The 14,551-nt window shown below is 59.1% G+C and carries 13 protein-coding genes; 9 read left to right on the top strand and 4 right to left on the bottom strand.

Annotated features, from left to right (window positions below; translation table 11 throughout):
* Positions 1–6 precede the first annotated feature (6 nt).
* Positions 7–1,620, bottom strand: a complete 1,614-nt coding sequence (locus tag GWR55_RS06895; protein WP_238398695.1) for a DHA2 family efflux MFS transporter permease subunit — start codon at positions 1,618–1,620, stop codon at positions 7–9.
* A gap of 39 nt (positions 1,621–1,659) precedes the next feature.
* Between GWR55_RS06895 and GWR55_RS06890 the strand changes: the two genes are divergently transcribed.
* Positions 1,660–2,160: a MarR family winged helix-turn-helix transcriptional regulator gene (locus tag GWR55_RS06890; RefSeq protein ID WP_162401609.1), complete on the top strand. Its 501-nt coding sequence runs from the start codon at positions 1,660–1,662 to the stop codon at positions 2,158–2,160.
* Here GWR55_RS06890 and GWR55_RS06885 read toward each other — a convergent pair.
* Positions 2,157–2,915, bottom strand: a complete 759-nt coding sequence (locus GWR55_RS06885) for a methyltransferase domain-containing protein (protein WP_162401608.1) — start codon at positions 2,913–2,915, stop codon at positions 2,157–2,159. The two genes, GWR55_RS06890 and GWR55_RS06885, sit on opposite strands and share 4 nt — an antisense overlap.
* Positions 2,916–3,130: 215 nt before the next feature.
* The gene (locus tag GWR55_RS06880) at positions 3,131–3,538 is read right to left on the bottom strand and encodes an AraC family ligand binding domain-containing protein (RefSeq protein WP_162401607.1); all 408 of its coding nucleotides are present in this window, start codon (positions 3,536–3,538) and stop codon (positions 3,131–3,133) included.
* A 164-nt stretch (positions 3,539–3,702) separates the two neighbouring features.
* Here GWR55_RS06880 and GWR55_RS06875 point away from each other — a divergent pair, with 164 nt between their 5' ends.
* From GWR55_RS06875 to GWR55_RS06850, 6 genes are all read left to right on the top strand, one after another.
* Positions 3,703–5,097 (top strand): dipeptidase, encoded by a 1,395-nt coding sequence (locus tag GWR55_RS06875; RefSeq protein WP_162401606.1) that lies wholly within the window; start codon positions 3,703–3,705, stop codon positions 5,095–5,097.
* Positions 5,097–5,816 carry a molybdenum cofactor guanylyltransferase gene (locus GWR55_RS06870; protein ID WP_162401605.1) on the top strand — a complete coding sequence of 240 codons (720 nt, stop codon included), beginning with the start codon at positions 5,097–5,099 and terminating at the stop codon, positions 5,814–5,816. The genes GWR55_RS06875 and GWR55_RS06870 overlap by 1 nt, the downstream gene beginning before the upstream one ends.
* 63 nt (positions 5,817–5,879) lie before the next feature.
* Positions 5,880–6,914 (top strand): ABC transporter ATP-binding protein, encoded by a 1,035-nt coding sequence (locus GWR55_RS06865; RefSeq protein WP_370521395.1) that lies wholly within the window; start codon positions 5,880–5,882, stop codon positions 6,912–6,914.
* Between the two features lie 367 nt (positions 6,915–7,281).
* Positions 7,282–8,796: a sugar transferase gene (locus GWR55_RS06860; protein WP_162401604.1), complete on the top strand. Its 1,515-nt coding sequence runs from the start codon at positions 7,282–7,284 to the stop codon at positions 8,794–8,796.
* A 42-nt stretch (positions 8,797–8,838) separates the two neighbouring features.
* Entirely contained in the window at positions 8,839–10,515 is a 1,677-nt protein-coding gene (locus GWR55_RS06855) for an NAD+ synthase (RefSeq protein WP_162401603.1), read from the top strand.
* Between the two features lie 53 nt (positions 10,516–10,568).
* The gene (locus tag GWR55_RS06850; protein WP_238398694.1) at positions 10,569–11,657 is read left to right on the top strand and encodes a thioredoxin domain-containing protein; all 1,089 of its coding nucleotides are present in this window, start codon (positions 10,569–10,571) and stop codon (positions 11,655–11,657) included.
* A 156-nt stretch (positions 11,658–11,813) separates the two neighbouring features.
* On the opposite strand, the gene GWR55_RS06845 is transcribed toward GWR55_RS06850, so the two are convergent.
* Entirely contained in the window at positions 11,814–13,121 is a 1,308-nt protein-coding gene (locus GWR55_RS06845) for an NCS2 family permease (protein WP_162401602.1), read from the bottom strand.
* A 115-nt stretch (positions 13,122–13,236) separates the two neighbouring features.
* Here GWR55_RS06845 and GWR55_RS06840 point away from each other — a divergent pair, with 115 nt between their 5' ends.
* Together GWR55_RS06840 and GWR55_RS06835 are read left to right on the top strand one after the other, a co-directional pair.
* A complete protein-coding gene (locus GWR55_RS06840; RefSeq protein WP_162401601.1) occupies positions 13,237–14,073 on the top strand; it encodes a sulfite exporter TauE/SafE family protein in 837 nt (278 codons plus the stop codon).
* Between the two features lies 1 nt (position 14,074).
* Positions 14,075–14,464 (top strand): DUF1634 domain-containing protein, encoded by a 390-nt coding sequence (locus GWR55_RS06835; protein ID WP_162401600.1) that lies wholly within the window; start codon positions 14,075–14,077, stop codon positions 14,462–14,464.
* The last annotated feature ends 87 nt before the right edge of the window (positions 14,465–14,551 follow it).

Raw genomic sequence — 14,551 nt, 5'->3', positions numbered from 1 at the left:
GCTGCATCAGTGCCCGCCCATGGCTTCAGGGTCTCTCTTCGCGTTCTTTTCCGGCAACCGCATGATGAAGGGAAGCGGCGTCAGCAGCAGGATGATGATCGAAAGGATGAAGAAGGCGTTCTGGTAGCTCAGCATGGAGGCCTGCCGCAGCATCTCCTGGTAGGCTCTGCCGACCGCGAGGCGCGAGGCCTCTGCTGCCGACATTCCATGGGCGATCAGCAGCGAGGTGACGCGGTCCATATAGAGCCGGTACTGCACACTTCCGGGAATCACATTGGCTGCCAGCACAGACTGGTGAACCTGCGCGCTTCGCGAGATGAATGTCGTCAGCAGGGCTGTTCCCATGCTTCCGCCCAGGTTGCGGGCGAAGTTCGAAAGGCTGGAGATCTGATTCGTCTTATCCAGCGGAACGCCGACGTAATTGAGTGTGCTGATCGGGATGAAGATAAAGGGCAGCCCGATCACCTGGAGCATCCGCCATAGCGTCACGGTGCCGAACGCCGTATTCAGGTCTAACCGGGTGAGGTTGTAGATACCGGCCGCGGTCGCGATATAGCCCATCGCAACCATCGCGCGCGGATCGAATTTGCCCAGCATCCGTCCGGCAACCGCCATCATGATCATCATGACGAATCCGCCCGGCGACAGCACCATGCCGGCGCGTTCCGCCGTGTAGCCCAGCAGCACCTGCAGGTATTGCGGAATCAGCACCGTGCTCCCGAACAGCACCATGCCCAGGATGAACTGCAGGAAGACTGCCGTGCCAAAGTTACGGTTCTTCAGCAGCTTCAGATCGACGATAGGGTGAGAGTGGTTCCACTCCCAGAGGACGAAGGTGACCAGCGTGACGACGGACAGCACAGCGCAGGTCACGATCATCTGCGACCCGAACCAGTCCTTCTCCTGTCCTTTGTCCAGCGTGAACTCAAGGAACCCCACACCGACGGCGACCAGGCCAAGGCCAAAGAAGTCGACCCGCTCCTCACGCGCTTTCTTTCTGCGAACCTGCAGGTGAGGAGGATCTTCGACCATCTGGTTGCTGAGATAGAGCGATAGAAGGCCGACCGGAAGATTGATAAAGAAGATCCAGTGCCAGTTGAAGTTGTCCGTGATCCATCCGCCCAGCGTGGGGCCGATCGCCGGGGCGACGACCACCGCCATTCCATAGACGGCAAAGGCCTGGCCGCGTTTTTCAATAGGAAAAGTATCGGCGAGAATCGCCTGTTCGCTGGGAGCAAGACCTCCGCCGCCTGCCCCCTGCAGGATGCGGGCAAAGATCAGCATGGGTAGCGTCTGCGCCAGGCCGCACATCAGCGAGCAGGCCGTAAACAGTGCAACGCACGTCATGTAGAACCGCTTGCGGCCGAAGCGGTCCGACAGCCAGCCGGAGATGGGCAGCACGATCGCGCTCGAAACCAGATAGCTGGTCAGCACCCACGTCGCTTCTTCCTGACTCGCTCCCAGGGTTCCGGCCATGTGCGGCAGGGCGACGTTGGCGATCGAGGTGTCGAGCACCTCCATAAAGGTCGCCAATGTGACCGTCAGAGCCACCAGCCAGGGGTTATGGTGGGGCTTCCAGACGGCCTGACTCATGGTGGGATTGGCGACGGCGGTTGACATATCAGCTTACTGAGATAATATCAGTGAACTGATATTATCGTGTCGAAACGGGCTGACATTTCGAAGCTGACCGCAGCGTCCGAGACGGAACGGTACCTGCAGGGAAAGCAGAACCTGCGCACCATGAAGCGCATCATGATCCAGTTTCGTGTGCACCTGGATGAGCAGCTTCGTCCGCAGGGACTCACGACCGCGCAGATGCAGGTACTGTTCGCCGTTCGCAACTCACCCGGAAGCTCGGGCGCGCAGATTGCGCGCTCCTGCTACATCACTCCACAGACCACGCAGGCATTGCTGAAGCATCTGGAGAGGTCCGGATTTATCGTCCGCGGCAAGGACGCAGTGAACGACCGGATCGTGACCGCGCGCATTACCCCGGAAGGGGAGCGCCTTGCCGAATCGGTCGAGAAGAACTCGCGCGGTCTGCAGCAGAAGCTGTGGGAGGGCATATCGGACGGCGAGATGAAGAGCCTGAGCGCCCTTCTGGAGCGGTGTCTCCAGAACCTGGACGGCTTCGACGACTCTGCCGCGGGCTACTAAGCCAGGGCCGAGAACCGCAGCCGCACGTAATCGGCCACCCAGTTTCCATCGCCATCCCGCAGGACAGGCTCAAGCAGCCGCACGGTTTCAGTCAGGGCATCTTGGCGTTCTTCCGGAGAGAGCCGGTCGAGCACGCCATTCCGGAAGGTGGTGAGCCATGCTTCCATTCCGTTTGGCAGCGGGGTGGGACGCGGGATCAGTTCGATCGATGTAATCGTGAAACCTGCTTCTTCCAGCAGACGGCGATAGACGCCGGGGGACGGATAGTACGAGGCCGCGGCCTCTTCCGTGTCGATTCCATGGCTCGCAAAGACAGCTGACAGTGCCACCCGGATGGCTGCAATGTTTCCTTGGCCGCCCATCTCCGCCACGAAGCGTCCGCCTGGTTTGAGAGCCCGATGGATGGAGGTCAGCAGGGCAGGGTGCCGGTCCGCAGAGAGCCAGTGCAGAGCGGCGTTCGAAAAGACGGCGTCGAACTCGGCGCGATAGGGAAGGGCGTCGGCGCTGTGCTGCTCCACGTCCAGTCCGCGCCTGCGGGCGGCTTCGAGCATCGCCAATGAGCTGTCGATGCCTTTCATCTGGGCACCGCCGGCTGCGATCTGTTCGGTGAGCGCGCCATCGCCGCAGCCCACGTCGAGAATCCTCTCGCCCGGCTGGGGAGCAAGCAGGTCCACAACGGGAGAGGCCAGGGTTGCTACAAATCGTCCGTTGGCAGCATAGGCCGCCGCGTTCCAGTTCTGTCCTGTGGTCGCCATGTGTCTATTGTTGTCCGCATCGTCCATCCAGCGCGACTACTATTACAACTTTGGACATGGCTATAAGCGGCAATGTCAGCAGAGGATTGCTTGTCAAAGCTACAACCGGTCGTCATCCTGAGCAACGCGAAGAATCCCTGCATTTTGCCGAGAGCAAGTATCATGCTCGGTAAGTCGAGGGATCCTTCCATTGCGAAATTCGTCCCGACACAGGACTAGGTGCCGTACCCGCGATGCTTCATCTGCAGCAGTTCGCTATTGCTTGGCCATGAGATGGTCAGCAGGAACGCAGCGTCTGTAAGCGCCTCCACCTCATGCGGGATCGATGCACTCAGGGTCAGCAGACTACTCTCGGAGAGATTCTGCGATTTTCCCCGGACACTGACCTGGATCTGGCCTTTCAGGACCTGCAGCGAAATCGTGCCGTCGGCATGATGCTCGTTCATGCGCGCCTTCGGTTCCATGGCGATCAGCACCGTGCGGAAGTCTTCCTTTTTGAAGAGCGTCTTTGCGTAATGACCTGCGGTCCAGGGCTTTTTGCTCTGCGCGTCTGTCATCTCCTGTTTCAGGTCAAAACGCGCGAACTCGTCGATCATGTTGCCGTCATCCCGTGAAGTTGTCATGAATCTCCTTTCTTCCTGCGGACTCAACATCCTAAGCCTTTCTGAGGGTTGGATGCATCTGCCTGTCCGGCGGCTGACTCGGACCCGTGCTCCATTGCATACTTAGAGTTCGCGCGTCTCTTTTACCTCACGGAGACCGTATGCGAAGGGAGCGAAGGAAATTCATGGAGCAGCAGAAGATTGAGGCGGCGGTAGAGTTTGCTCGCGGTAACCGGCAGCGTTTCGTGGACGAGTTGAAGGCCCTGATCAGGATCCCTTCCGTCTCCACCCTGCCCGAGCACACCGGCGACGTGCGCCGCGCCGCCGAGTTTATCGCCTCCGAGCTGCGTCGCATCGGGATGGAAAACGTTCGCCTGATCGAAACTGCTACCGGTGGTCATCCGCTCGTCTATGGCGACTGGCTTCACGCGGAGGGCAATGCACCGACGGTGCTCTGTTATGGGCACTACGACGTTCAGCCTGCCGAGCCATTGGAGGAGTGGATTACTCCGCCGTTTGAGCCTGCAGAGCGTGATGGCAATCTCTACGCGCGGGGAGCAGTCGACGATAAAGGCCAGATGTGGATGCACGTCAAGGCGCTGGAATCCCTGTTCGCTGCGAACGAAGGCAGGCTTCCGCTCAACATTCGCGTGCTGATTGAAGGCGAGGAAGAGGTGGGCGGTGAGGGCATCGCCTGGTTCGTCCAGAATCACCACGATCAGCTTCGCTCCGATCTCGCCCTTATCAGCGATACCGAGATGTTCGCACCCGACCTGCCGACCCTCTGCGTCGGCCTGCGCGGGATGATCTATACCGAGATCGAGGTCCGCGGGGCGCGTATTGACCTGCACTCGGGAATGTACGGCGGCGCAGCTCCCAATCCCTTCGTCGCGCTCGCCCAGATCATCGCGAAGCTCAAAGACGAGAATGGCCGCGTCCAGATTCCCGGCTTTTACGACAAGGTGGCGGCGCCCAGCGAGGATGAGCTGAAGGCATGGAAAGCGCTGCCCTTCGATGAGGAGCACTACCGGCAAACCGAGGTGGGGTCACCTGAGCTTACCGGCGAACCGGGGTACAGCGTGCTCGAACGCACCTGGGCCCGTCCCACGCTCGATGTGCACGGCATGCCCGGAGGATTCATCGGAGCGGGAGCCAAGACGGTCATCCCCGCAAAGGCCACCGCCAAGATCAGCATGCGTCTTGTCCCCGGCCAGGTCCCCTCCGAGATCTTCGAACAGTACAAATCTTTTGTGGAATCCATCGTTCCTCGCGGAGTCGAGGTGACGGTTCGTCTGATTCATTCGGCGGAACCTATCGTGGTCTCGACCGATAATCGCTTCGTAAAGGCCTCGGTGGAGGCAATGCATCAGGTCTTCGGAACCGATACCGTCTTCGTGCGCGGCGGAGGCTCCATCCCGATCGTAGGAGACTTTATCCGGGAGCTGGGTCTGCCGACCCTGATGATGGGCTTCGGTCTTCCGGACGATAATCTCCATGCCCCGAATGAGAAGTTTCATCTTGCAAACTTCCACCGCGGTATCGAATCCATTATCCGTTTCTTCGCGGCGGCCGGAGCCTGATGACAGGTCCCTCGCTGGCGGGCTTCGTGCTGGCTGGCGGACGCAGCAGCCGCATGGGCCAGGACAAGGCTCTGCTGCCCCTGGACAGTGTTCCCCTGATTCAGCGGGCCGTCTGGAAACTCCGCAAGCTGACCTCGCAGGTCTGCATTCTCGGCAGCAGGCCTGAGCTTTCCCCCTTCGCTCCGCTGGTTCCCGATCTTCGCGAGAGCTGCGGTCCTCTGGGCGGAATGGAGGCCGCACTCAGCCACACGCTCTACGACTGGAGCCTTGTGCTACCCGTCGATATGCCCTTCCTTCCGGCTGCCCTGTTGCGCTGCTGGGCCAATATTGTGGTCAGCCGGCCCTCGGCCAGAGTCGCCTGCTTTGTGGTGGATGATGTTCCTCAGCCGGCGCTCTGCCTTCTGCATCGCGAGATGCTGCCCTTCCTTACAGAGGCGGCACAGCAGGGGAGATTCAAGCTTTACCCGGCGCTCGTACAGGCCGCTCTGCAACTTGCTACCCGCAGTGGAAGCGCCTCCGATGCGGTCTTCCTGCAGCGTCGATGGATGGTGAATGCGGCGCTCCCGCTTTTGAGAGAACTTCAGGCGGAGGCAGGGGAAGAGAGCCGGGAGTTTTTGTCGCCTGCCCAGCGGGCTGCATCCAATCTCTGGTTTGAGAATCTCAACACTCCAGAGCAGTTTGCCGAAGCACAGCAGCACCTCGATGCCGTCGAGGCATAGGTGTTCCGGGCAGTTCCCGGAAGATTTCACACGGGATGCAACAATAATCGTTAGAAGGGAGGCATGATGGCTGGAGAATCAGACGACCGCGCGCGAAGCGCTGCCCCCGATGCAGCGATACCAAAGGCTGACAAGGTTGATAAAAGGGAGACGGTTCAAAAAGAGGATGCCGAAGGTTCTAAGCACGTCTCCGACGATCAGAGCAGCGCGAACGCCAGTGAGCTGGCTCCACTGACCGCCGAGATCTCTGCCGATGTCGCCCCTGCAGTGGAAGAATTCATGGAGCAGGCTGCCCAGCAGAATCAGGCTGCTGCCACAGAAGATGCTTCGGAGCGGAATTCGCAGAAAACGGTTCCATATATCTCCTTTGAGAACGTCTCAAAATCCTTCAATGGAGTTCCCGTTTTGGAGAACGTCAACTTCTGCGTTCTTCCCGGCGAGACGCTCTGCATCCTGGGGCGCAGCGGCGTCGGAAAATCTGTCTCGCTTCAGATGCTGATGGGGTTTTTGAAGCCTGACAGCGGCATCATTCGCGTCGCCGGCGACGACATCACCAGATACGACGAGAAGCAGATGCAGGCCATCCGACGTAAGGTCACGATGGTCTTCCAGAACGGCGCGCTCTTTGACTCTGTCACGGTGGGGGAGAACGTCGCTTTTCCTTTGCGCGAACGAGGCGAGCTGAGTGAAGAACAGATCTACCAGGTGGTGAGGGGATTGTTAGAGATGGTGGGCGTTGCCGGCATGGAAGACCTGCTTCCATCGGACCTCTCTACCGGGATGAAGCGTTCGGTTGCGATCGCACGTGCGCTTGCCGCTCAGCCGGAGGCCGTCCTCTATGACGAGCCAACAACGATGGTCGATCCGCTGATGGGTCACCTGCTGGGCGATCTGATTGAACGGCTCAAGCAGCAGCTTCATCTCACCAGCATTGTCGTCACCCACGATATGCGTTTCGCCAAACGCCTGGCCGATCGAGTGGTCTTTCTTCACGCCGGAAAGGCGCTCTTCTTCGGCACGATGGAGGAGATGGAAAAGAGTGACTATCCCATCCTGAAAGAATTTCTTGAACTGGATGAGCTTGTTATGCCTCGATGATGAACAAAATGTAAAAATGCGGTTCTACCACGATGCATCCATAGAGTGCCCGCAGGAATCACACGGAAGATGCATGGTGTGGCCATGTATTCGTGATTACAACAAATTTTGGGGCTAACCTTGCAGAGCATCAAACTCCCCAGTATCCTAATAGCAGAAACCTCCCCACGTCTCTGACACAGTCGAGAAACAGAAGAGACGTCTAACCGCCATGATGTGACGGATTTCAGAGCAACTTTCTTTTTCAGCCTTGAGTCTAAAAAACAGACTGAACTTACTTAACTTTTTGTTGGTAGGGGCGTCGTCTCTTAAGGACCGCCATCACCAACCTTCCAAGCCTGAAAACCTGGATAAGGCGTGAACTTTTATGGCGACTCCGGATTATTTACAGCAGGTAATTGTATCGGGCCGAAGATCAGCAGTTCGAAATGACCGGGACCAATCAGCCTCCTCCGCGATTCTTCGTCGTCCCTCAAGCACCAGTCTTATCTGGGCCTCGCTCGATCTGGCTACCGTTCTGGTTGCCGCACTGGTCGCTCTCCGGGTGCATGTCTCCATCCCCGCGCAGGCTTCCACATCTACGGTTCTGTTTCGTATCTTTCATGTACCGGCGCATACGCTGCTTCTTTACCTGCTCTGGTACGCGCTTTGCCTGATCTTCTTCTCGCGTTCTTACGGACTTTACGGGCCGCTGCAGAACCGGAGTGGCCTGCATGAACAGCGCATGACAGTTCAAGCTTCGTTGACCGCGGGGTTGATCCTTTGCGGAACTCTCTATCTGTCCAACGGGGGCGGCGTCTCCCGTACCGTCGTTGCGCTTACGGTCATCCTCTCCACCGCGCTTCTGTGCCTACGCCGCGCTATCCAACGGAGAAGCTTTTATCGGCGCAGCATCGCGGGATTCGAGACCCGCAATGTACTGATTGTGGGTGCAGGCCGTGTAGGCCACGCCCTGCGAAACCATCTCGACTCCCTTCAGCATCTTGGCTATCGCTTTAAAGGCTTTGTCGCCCTGACCGAGCGTGAAGCTGAACTGGGCGACGTAGAAGTCATCGGGGATGTCCGCAACTGCCTCTCGCTGGCGCGTTCGCTCTTTGTGGACGAGATCTTCTTTTCGGTTCCCGGCGACAAGAAGCTCATCATCGGTATCGTCGAAGAGGCTCGTCAGGCCGGAATCGATGTGCGTGTCGTTCCCGACCTTTATGACGGGCTTGCCTGGAATGCACCGGTTGAGTACATCGGACAGTTTCCCACGATCCCGCTCCATCGCCGTGAGTTCCCGATGGGAGGCTTCCTCATCAAGCGTGTCCTCGACATCACGCTTTCTTCGATTGCCCTGGCGCTGCTGTCTCCTATCATTCTCACGATTGCGCTCGCCGTCCGGCTTGATTCCGAAGGGGCCATCTTCTATCGGGCTCACCGCATCGGCCGTAAGGGACGCACCTTCTCCTGCTACAAGTTCCGCACGATGGTCCAGGATGCCGATAAGCTGAAGGAGAAGCTGGCTCACATGAACGAGCGCGACAGCGTCCTGTTCAAGATCTCCAACGATCCCCGCATCACGCGCGTCGGACGTATTCTGCGCAAGTATTCGCTTGATGAATTGCCGCAGTTCTACAATGTGCTTCGCGGCGACATGAGTCTCGTCGGCCCGCGGCCTCCCATCGCCCGAGAGGTCGAGCAGTACGAGCTCGATCATCTGCGACGCCTCGAAGTGTTGCCGGGAATCACCGGCCTCTGGCAGGTAGAGGCTCGCCAGGATCCCTCCTTCGACAGCTACATCTCGCTCGACACGGCTTATGTTGAGAACTGGAGCCTCTGGCTCGACATCAAGATTCTCGCCCGTACGGTCGGTGTCGTCTTCGCTGGAACAGGCAGCTAGCGCGAGCTTCCAATCGGCTCGCGAAGCGTTAGACTAAATGCTGTGAAGATAGCTCTGGCGCAGATCAACCCCACGGTGGGGGACTTCACCGGAAACATAAAAAAGATCGTCGAATTCGCAGCTCGCGCCTCGGAACAGGGGGCCGAGCTGGTTGTCTTTCCTGAGCTGGCCGTCTGCGGGTATCCTCCTGCGGACTTCCTTGAGAAGAACGCTTTCGTCGAGCGCGCTGTACAGGCTGTCCATGAGATTGCAGCCTGGACCGGCGAACAGGGACGCCCTGCCGTGCTGGTCGGCTCGGTCATGCCTGCGGCCTCAAAGATTGGTAAACATGTCTCCAATGTTGCGGTGCTGCTTTCCAAGGGAAAAACGGCTTTTGTTCAGCAGAAGATGCTGCTGCCGTTCTACGACGTCTTTGATGAGCAGCGTTATTTTGAGCCCGCCAGCTCGCAGTGCCTCACTTCGCTGAACGACCAACCCCTGGCCATTACTATCTGCGAGGATGCCTGGAACGATAAGGACTTTTGGCCCCGCCAGCTCTACCCAGTCGATCCGGTCAATGCGCTGATGCAGCAATGGCAGGCCGATGCGGACCATCTTGACCGCTATCCTCGCATCATTCTCAATATCTCTGCCTCACCGTTCTGTCAGGGGAAGCCCGCGACCCGCCAGCGGATGCTGGCCGCTATCGCCCAGCGTCATCACGCCTTTGTGGTCCTGGTCAACCAGGTGGGCGGAAACGATGGCCTGGTCTTCGATGGCTCCTCGCTGGTGCTCGATCCCTCCGGGAAGGCCGTGGCTCGCGCAGGATGTTTTGTCGAAGATCTCATCGTCGTCGACATCCCACATGCCGAGGAGGCTGCTCCCGCGCCCTGCGACGAGATCCGTGAGGTCTGGCAGGCTCTTGTCCTTGGGACGCGCGACTACGTGCGCAAGTGCGGCTTCAGCAAGGTGCTTGTTGCTGTGAGTGGGGGAATTGACTCCGCCCTGGTCGCTGCCATCGCGGTCGAAGCGCTGGGGGCGGAAAATGTCATCGGCGTCGGTATGCCCAGCGAATATTCCTCACTCGGCTCCATCGAGGACGCGCGTTCTCTCGCGCACAATCTGGGGATCCGCTTCGAGCTGTTGCCTATCCACGATATCTTCGCCCAGTTCCAGAAGGTGCTGGAACCGCTCTTTGCCGGAACCTCCTTTGGGATTGCCGAGGAGAATCTGCAGCCGCGCATCCGTGGCACGTTGCTCATGGCGATCTCCAACAAATTCGGTGCGCTGGTCCTCACGACGGGCAACAAGAGCGAGATGGCCGTCGGGTACTGCACTCTCTACGGAGATATGGTGGGTGCGCTTGCCGTCATTGGTGACGTTTACAAGACGCGCGTCTATCAACTGGCGCACCACGCCAACCGCACGCGTGAAGTGATCCCGCTGAACACCATCACCAAGCCGCCGTCGGCCGAGTTACGTCCCGGCCAGCAGGATACCGACTCCCTGCCACCCTACGAGGTTCTCGATCCCATCCTTATGGCCTACGTCGAGCGCTTCCTCTCTGCCGAGCAGATTGCAAAAGAACAGAATGTGGATCTGGCGCTGGTGCGTTCCGTCCTCAAGCTCGTCGAACAGAGCGAGTACAAACGCCAGCAGGCCGCTCCCGTCCTCAAAATAACCCCGAAGTCTTTTGGAACCGGACGGCGATTTCCCATCGCAGTCAAGGTTCAGGTCTAATGAAACTCATCTGTGGTCCGGCGTGACTGCAGGTTCAGAAAGGTTTTCGCGTTTTGAAAAGAGCTCATATTCTGTCGACCGCACTGGCGCCGTTTCTCGGTGCTGCACTCCTTGCTTCAGCGCAGGCGCCGGCTGCACCGGCCCCGGCTCCCGCACAGACATCTCCTGCTCAGACAGCAGTTCCGGGCCAGGCCACCCAGGGGAACCGCCCCAAGCTGGAACTCCAGACCCTCGATCCTTCCAACCATCCTGATCCATTCCCTCCGGTCAACCAGAAGTACTTCACTGCCAGCACCCCCACTGTCGCCACTGTCGACTCCTTCCTCAAGGCGCTCTGGGGTTACGATCCCGATCGCATCTGGAGGGTTGAGGCCATCCAGACTACCCAGGCACCCGGCGTCAGCAAGGTCGTCGTCTACGTCTCAGACAAGAAGCCCAACGCCAAGGTCTCGGCCGCCTCTTTCTTCGTGCTGCCCGATGGCAAGCACGCCATCGCCGATGCCTCAGGAATCATCTCGTTCGGGGCTACGCCGTTTGCGGATACCCGGAAGACCCTTGAGGAGCACGCCGACGGTGCGCATCGCGGAGCCGCAGGAAAAGGCCTGCTGCTGGTGGAGTTTGCCGATCTGCAGTGCCCGCACTGCAAAGAGGCCCAGCCCACCATGGACCGGCTCGCTCAGGACTTTCCCAATGCGCAGATCGTCTTCCAGAACTTCCCCATTGCCGATATCCATCCCTACGCCTTTAAAGCAGCGGCATACGGCTATTGCGTGACGAAGCAGAAGAATGACGCTTTCTTCGCCTACGCCGCCGAGGTCTTCGACAAGCAGGCTGCTCTCACTCCCGCCACCGGCGATCAGACTCTGAAGGATGCCGTGACCAAGGCTGGGCTTGATCCCGCCGCGATCGACGCCTGCGCCTCGACTGCGGAGACGAAGAACGCTGTTCAAGCCTCGGTCAAACTCGCTGAGGACATCGGCGTCCAGCAGACCCCCATGCTGGCCATCAACGGCCGCCTTCTTCCGCTGACCTCTAACCTTCCATATGAGACCCTCAAGACCATCGTCTCCTATCAGGCAGTGCAGGACGGAGTGAGCACTGGGGCCGCGCCCCTGCGCCAGACTCCAACCCTGGCCCACTAGACGAGTAGCAAGACGGAGCCTCTCCTGACGGTTCTTGTGGCAGAGAAAGAGAAGATGCCCGAGCTCGATTTCGGGCATCTTTTACTTTAACTAGGGCGAAAAAATATCTGAATACAAAGGATTTGTTTTGATCGTTATTCGGATCTCCTCGGATTCCTACGAGAGATGCAGGAAGAAGAACCGGACCATAAAGAGCAGCGCCAGCAGGTAGAGCATCCAACTCGACCGTTTGGCCTTTCCGGTCAGCACCTCCAGAAGGGCATAGCTGCTCAGTCCGAAGCTCAGGCCATCGGCGATGGACCAGGTCAGAGGAATCGTTGTTACCGTCAGGAAGGCAGGAATCGCGATGACTGGATCGGTCCACTCGATCTGGCCAAGTCCCGTAACCATCAGGCCACCCACGAGGATCAGGGCGGGAGCGGTGGCAAAGCTCGGGATGGCTCCCACCAGTGGAGCGATAAACAGGGACGCCGCAAACAGGATTCCTGTCACGATTGCGGTCACGCCGGTCCTTCCGCCCGCAGCCACACCGGCGGAAGATTCGATATAGCTGGTCACGGTGCTGGTCCCGGTCAGCGATCCGACAATCGTGGCGGTCGCGTCCGCGAAGAAGATGCGGTTCAACCGGGGGATTTGATGGTCCGGGGTCATCAGCCCGGCGCGCTCGGAGACGGCGACCAGTGTTCCTATATTGTCGAACAGATCGACAAAGAGAAAGACGAAGATGATCTCCGCCGCGCCGATCCTAAGCGCGCCACGGACATCGAGCCGGAAGGCGGTTTCGCCCAGAGAGGCCAGGTGATAGGGAACCGGGGCCCAGTGCACCTGCCCGAAGACAAGCCCCATCGCCATCGTTCCCAGCACGCCGATCAGCATGGCGGCGCGTACCCGCAGCACCTGCAGGACGGCGATCAGGATGAGTCCAAAGAGCGCAAGCGCCGTCGTGGGAGCGTGCAGGTTGCCCAATGAGACCGTGGTCGTTGGGTTCGGGACGATAATGCCTGCGTTACGAAAGCCAATAAAGGCGATGAAGAGGCCGATGCCTCCGGCGACCGCTGCGTGAAGCTGATGCGGGATGGCACTGACCAGAAGCTGGCGGATTCCAGTAAAAGTGAGCACCAGGAAGATGACGCCCGACAGAAAGACCGCACCCAGCGCCGTCTGCCACGGCACGTGCATCGCCTTGACGACCGTGTAGGTGAAGTAGGCGTTCAGCCCCATACCAGGAGCCAGCGCCAAGGGATAGTTGGCCAGCGCGCCCATTAGCACGCTGCCAAAGGCTGCGCACAGGCAGGTCGCGGCTGTCACGGCGGCGATCGGCATCCCGGTTTCGTGCAGAATCTCGGGGTTCACGAAGATGATGTAGGCCATGGTGATGAATGTCGTAAAACCGGCCAGAATCTCCGTTCGCCAACTGGTGCCGTGTGCGGCAAAGCCAAAGTATTCTTCCAGTCGTGACCGCATCCGCCTCCGTGGCCTGTGTGAATAGAATGAAGAGAGATCGCCTTCAAGGATACGTGAGAGGGCGTATGGAAAGCCCTTTCGTGACCCCCGCGAAGCTGAATTGCAATGGAGGCGAATGCCCGCTTACGAGTTCGCGCTGTTTGTCTTCTTTATCTCCACGACAGCAGGACTCGTCGGAGCGCTGACCGGTCTGGGAGGCGGCGTCATCGTCACCCCCGCTCTCACCCTGTTGCTGGGGGTCGACATCCGTTACGCCATTGGGGCGAGCCTGGTCTCGGTGATTGCCACTTCCTCCGGAGCCGCGTCCGCCTATGTGCGCGATGGGCTTTCCAATATACGGATCGGAATGTTTCTGGAACTGGCGACCACGGTTGGCGCTATTTGCGGCGCCATGCTGGCCAGCAAGATTCCTACCGCAGTCCTGGCGGTGATCTTCGGCATGGTGCTCCTTCACGCCTCCTGGCAGAGCGGCCGCATGCGCCACGAGGAACATGTCTCTGCAACAGGTACACCCTTCGCCGAAAGGATGAAGCTGAATGGCGTCTATCAGACCAAAGACGAGACGATCCCTTACGGAGTCTCGCACCCGACAGGTGGATTCAGCCTGATGTACGTGGCCGGACTGCTCTCGGGACTTCTTGGAATCGGTTCAGGTGCGCTGAAGGTGATCGCGATGGACAGCGTCATGGGGATACCCTTCAAGGTCTCCACCGCCACCAGCAGCTTTATGATCGGCGTCACGGGGGTTGCCAGCGCAGCGATCTATCTGAAGCGCGGCTATATTCACCCTGTGATCGCGCTGCCCGTCATGCTTGGGGTGCTCTGTGGAGCGATGGTCGGCGCTCGCCTGCTGCCACGGCTGCCCGTCCGGAATCTGCGGCGGCTGTTCGCGGTGGTCGTCGCCGTTGTCGCGGTCCAGATGATCGTTGAAGGAATCCGGGGGAGGCTCTAGCGTGGACATCCAGGACAAACAGCTCCAGAAGATCATTGGACTGACGCTGCGCGGCGGTGTCCTGACGGCGGTCGCGATCGCTCTCGTGGGTGGCGCCATGTACCTCTACGGCCACAGCACGGAGCCGGTCTCGTTCCATACCTTTGCCGGAGAGAACACGCCATATGCCTCCCCCTTGCAGATCTTTCACCGGGCGTTTCTCTCCCCGGGACTCGGGATAGGGAGACGCGGCCTTGCTATCATCCAGATCGGCATCATCTGCCTGCTTCTGACGCCTATCATTCGGGTTGCCCTGTCGATTATTGGCTTTGCGATGGAGCGTGATCGCGTTTACGTGGTTATTACCAGCGTTGTCCTTGCCACGCTGATCTGCAGCATGCTCCTGCACTGAGATGTACCAACCTTCATCGGAATCCGATCATCGTCGCCTCAAAGAGGCATGATGGCGGTCGCATCAGATAGACAACCTAAGCCATCC

The sequence above is a fragment of the Edaphobacter sp. 12200R-103 genome (assembly GCF_010093025.1).
Lineage (GTDB): Bacteria > Acidobacteriota > Terriglobia > Terriglobales > Acidobacteriaceae > Edaphobacter.
This window is presented reverse-complemented; position numbering and strand designations above follow the sequence as displayed.

Bases quoted from the DNA above. Each gene is read 5' to 3' on its own strand.
- GWR55_RS06865 (WP_370521395.1), top strand. From the start codon at position 5,880: ATGATGGCTGGAGAATCAGACGACCGCGCGCGAAGCGCTGCCCCCGAT.
- GWR55_RS06880 (WP_162401607.1), bottom strand. From the start codon at position 3,538: ATGACAACTTCACGGGATGACGGCAACATGATCGACGAGTTCGCGCGT.
- GWR55_RS06860 (WP_162401604.1), top strand. From the start codon at position 7,282: ATGGCGACTCCGGATTATTTACAGCAGGTAATTGTATCGGGCCGAAGA.
- GWR55_RS06885 (WP_162401608.1), bottom strand. From the start codon at position 2,915: ATGGCGACCACAGGACAGAACTGGAACGCGGCGGCCTATGCTGCCAAC.
- GWR55_RS06840 (WP_162401601.1), top strand. From the start codon at position 13,237: ATGCCCGCTTACGAGTTCGCGCTGTTTGTCTTCTTTATCTCCACGACA.
- GWR55_RS06875 (WP_162401606.1), top strand. From the start codon at position 3,703: ATGGAGCAGCAGAAGATTGAGGCGGCGGTAGAGTTTGCTCGCGGTAAC.
- GWR55_RS06870 (WP_162401605.1), top strand. From the start codon at position 5,097: ATGACAGGTCCCTCGCTGGCGGGCTTCGTGCTGGCTGGCGGACGCAGC.
- GWR55_RS06895 (WP_238398695.1), bottom strand. From the start codon at position 1,620: ATGTCAACCGCCGTCGCCAATCCCACCATGAGTCAGGCCGTCTGGAAG.
- GWR55_RS06845 (WP_162401602.1), bottom strand. From the start codon at position 13,121: ATGCGGTCACGACTGGAAGAATACTTTGGCTTTGCCGCACACGGCACC.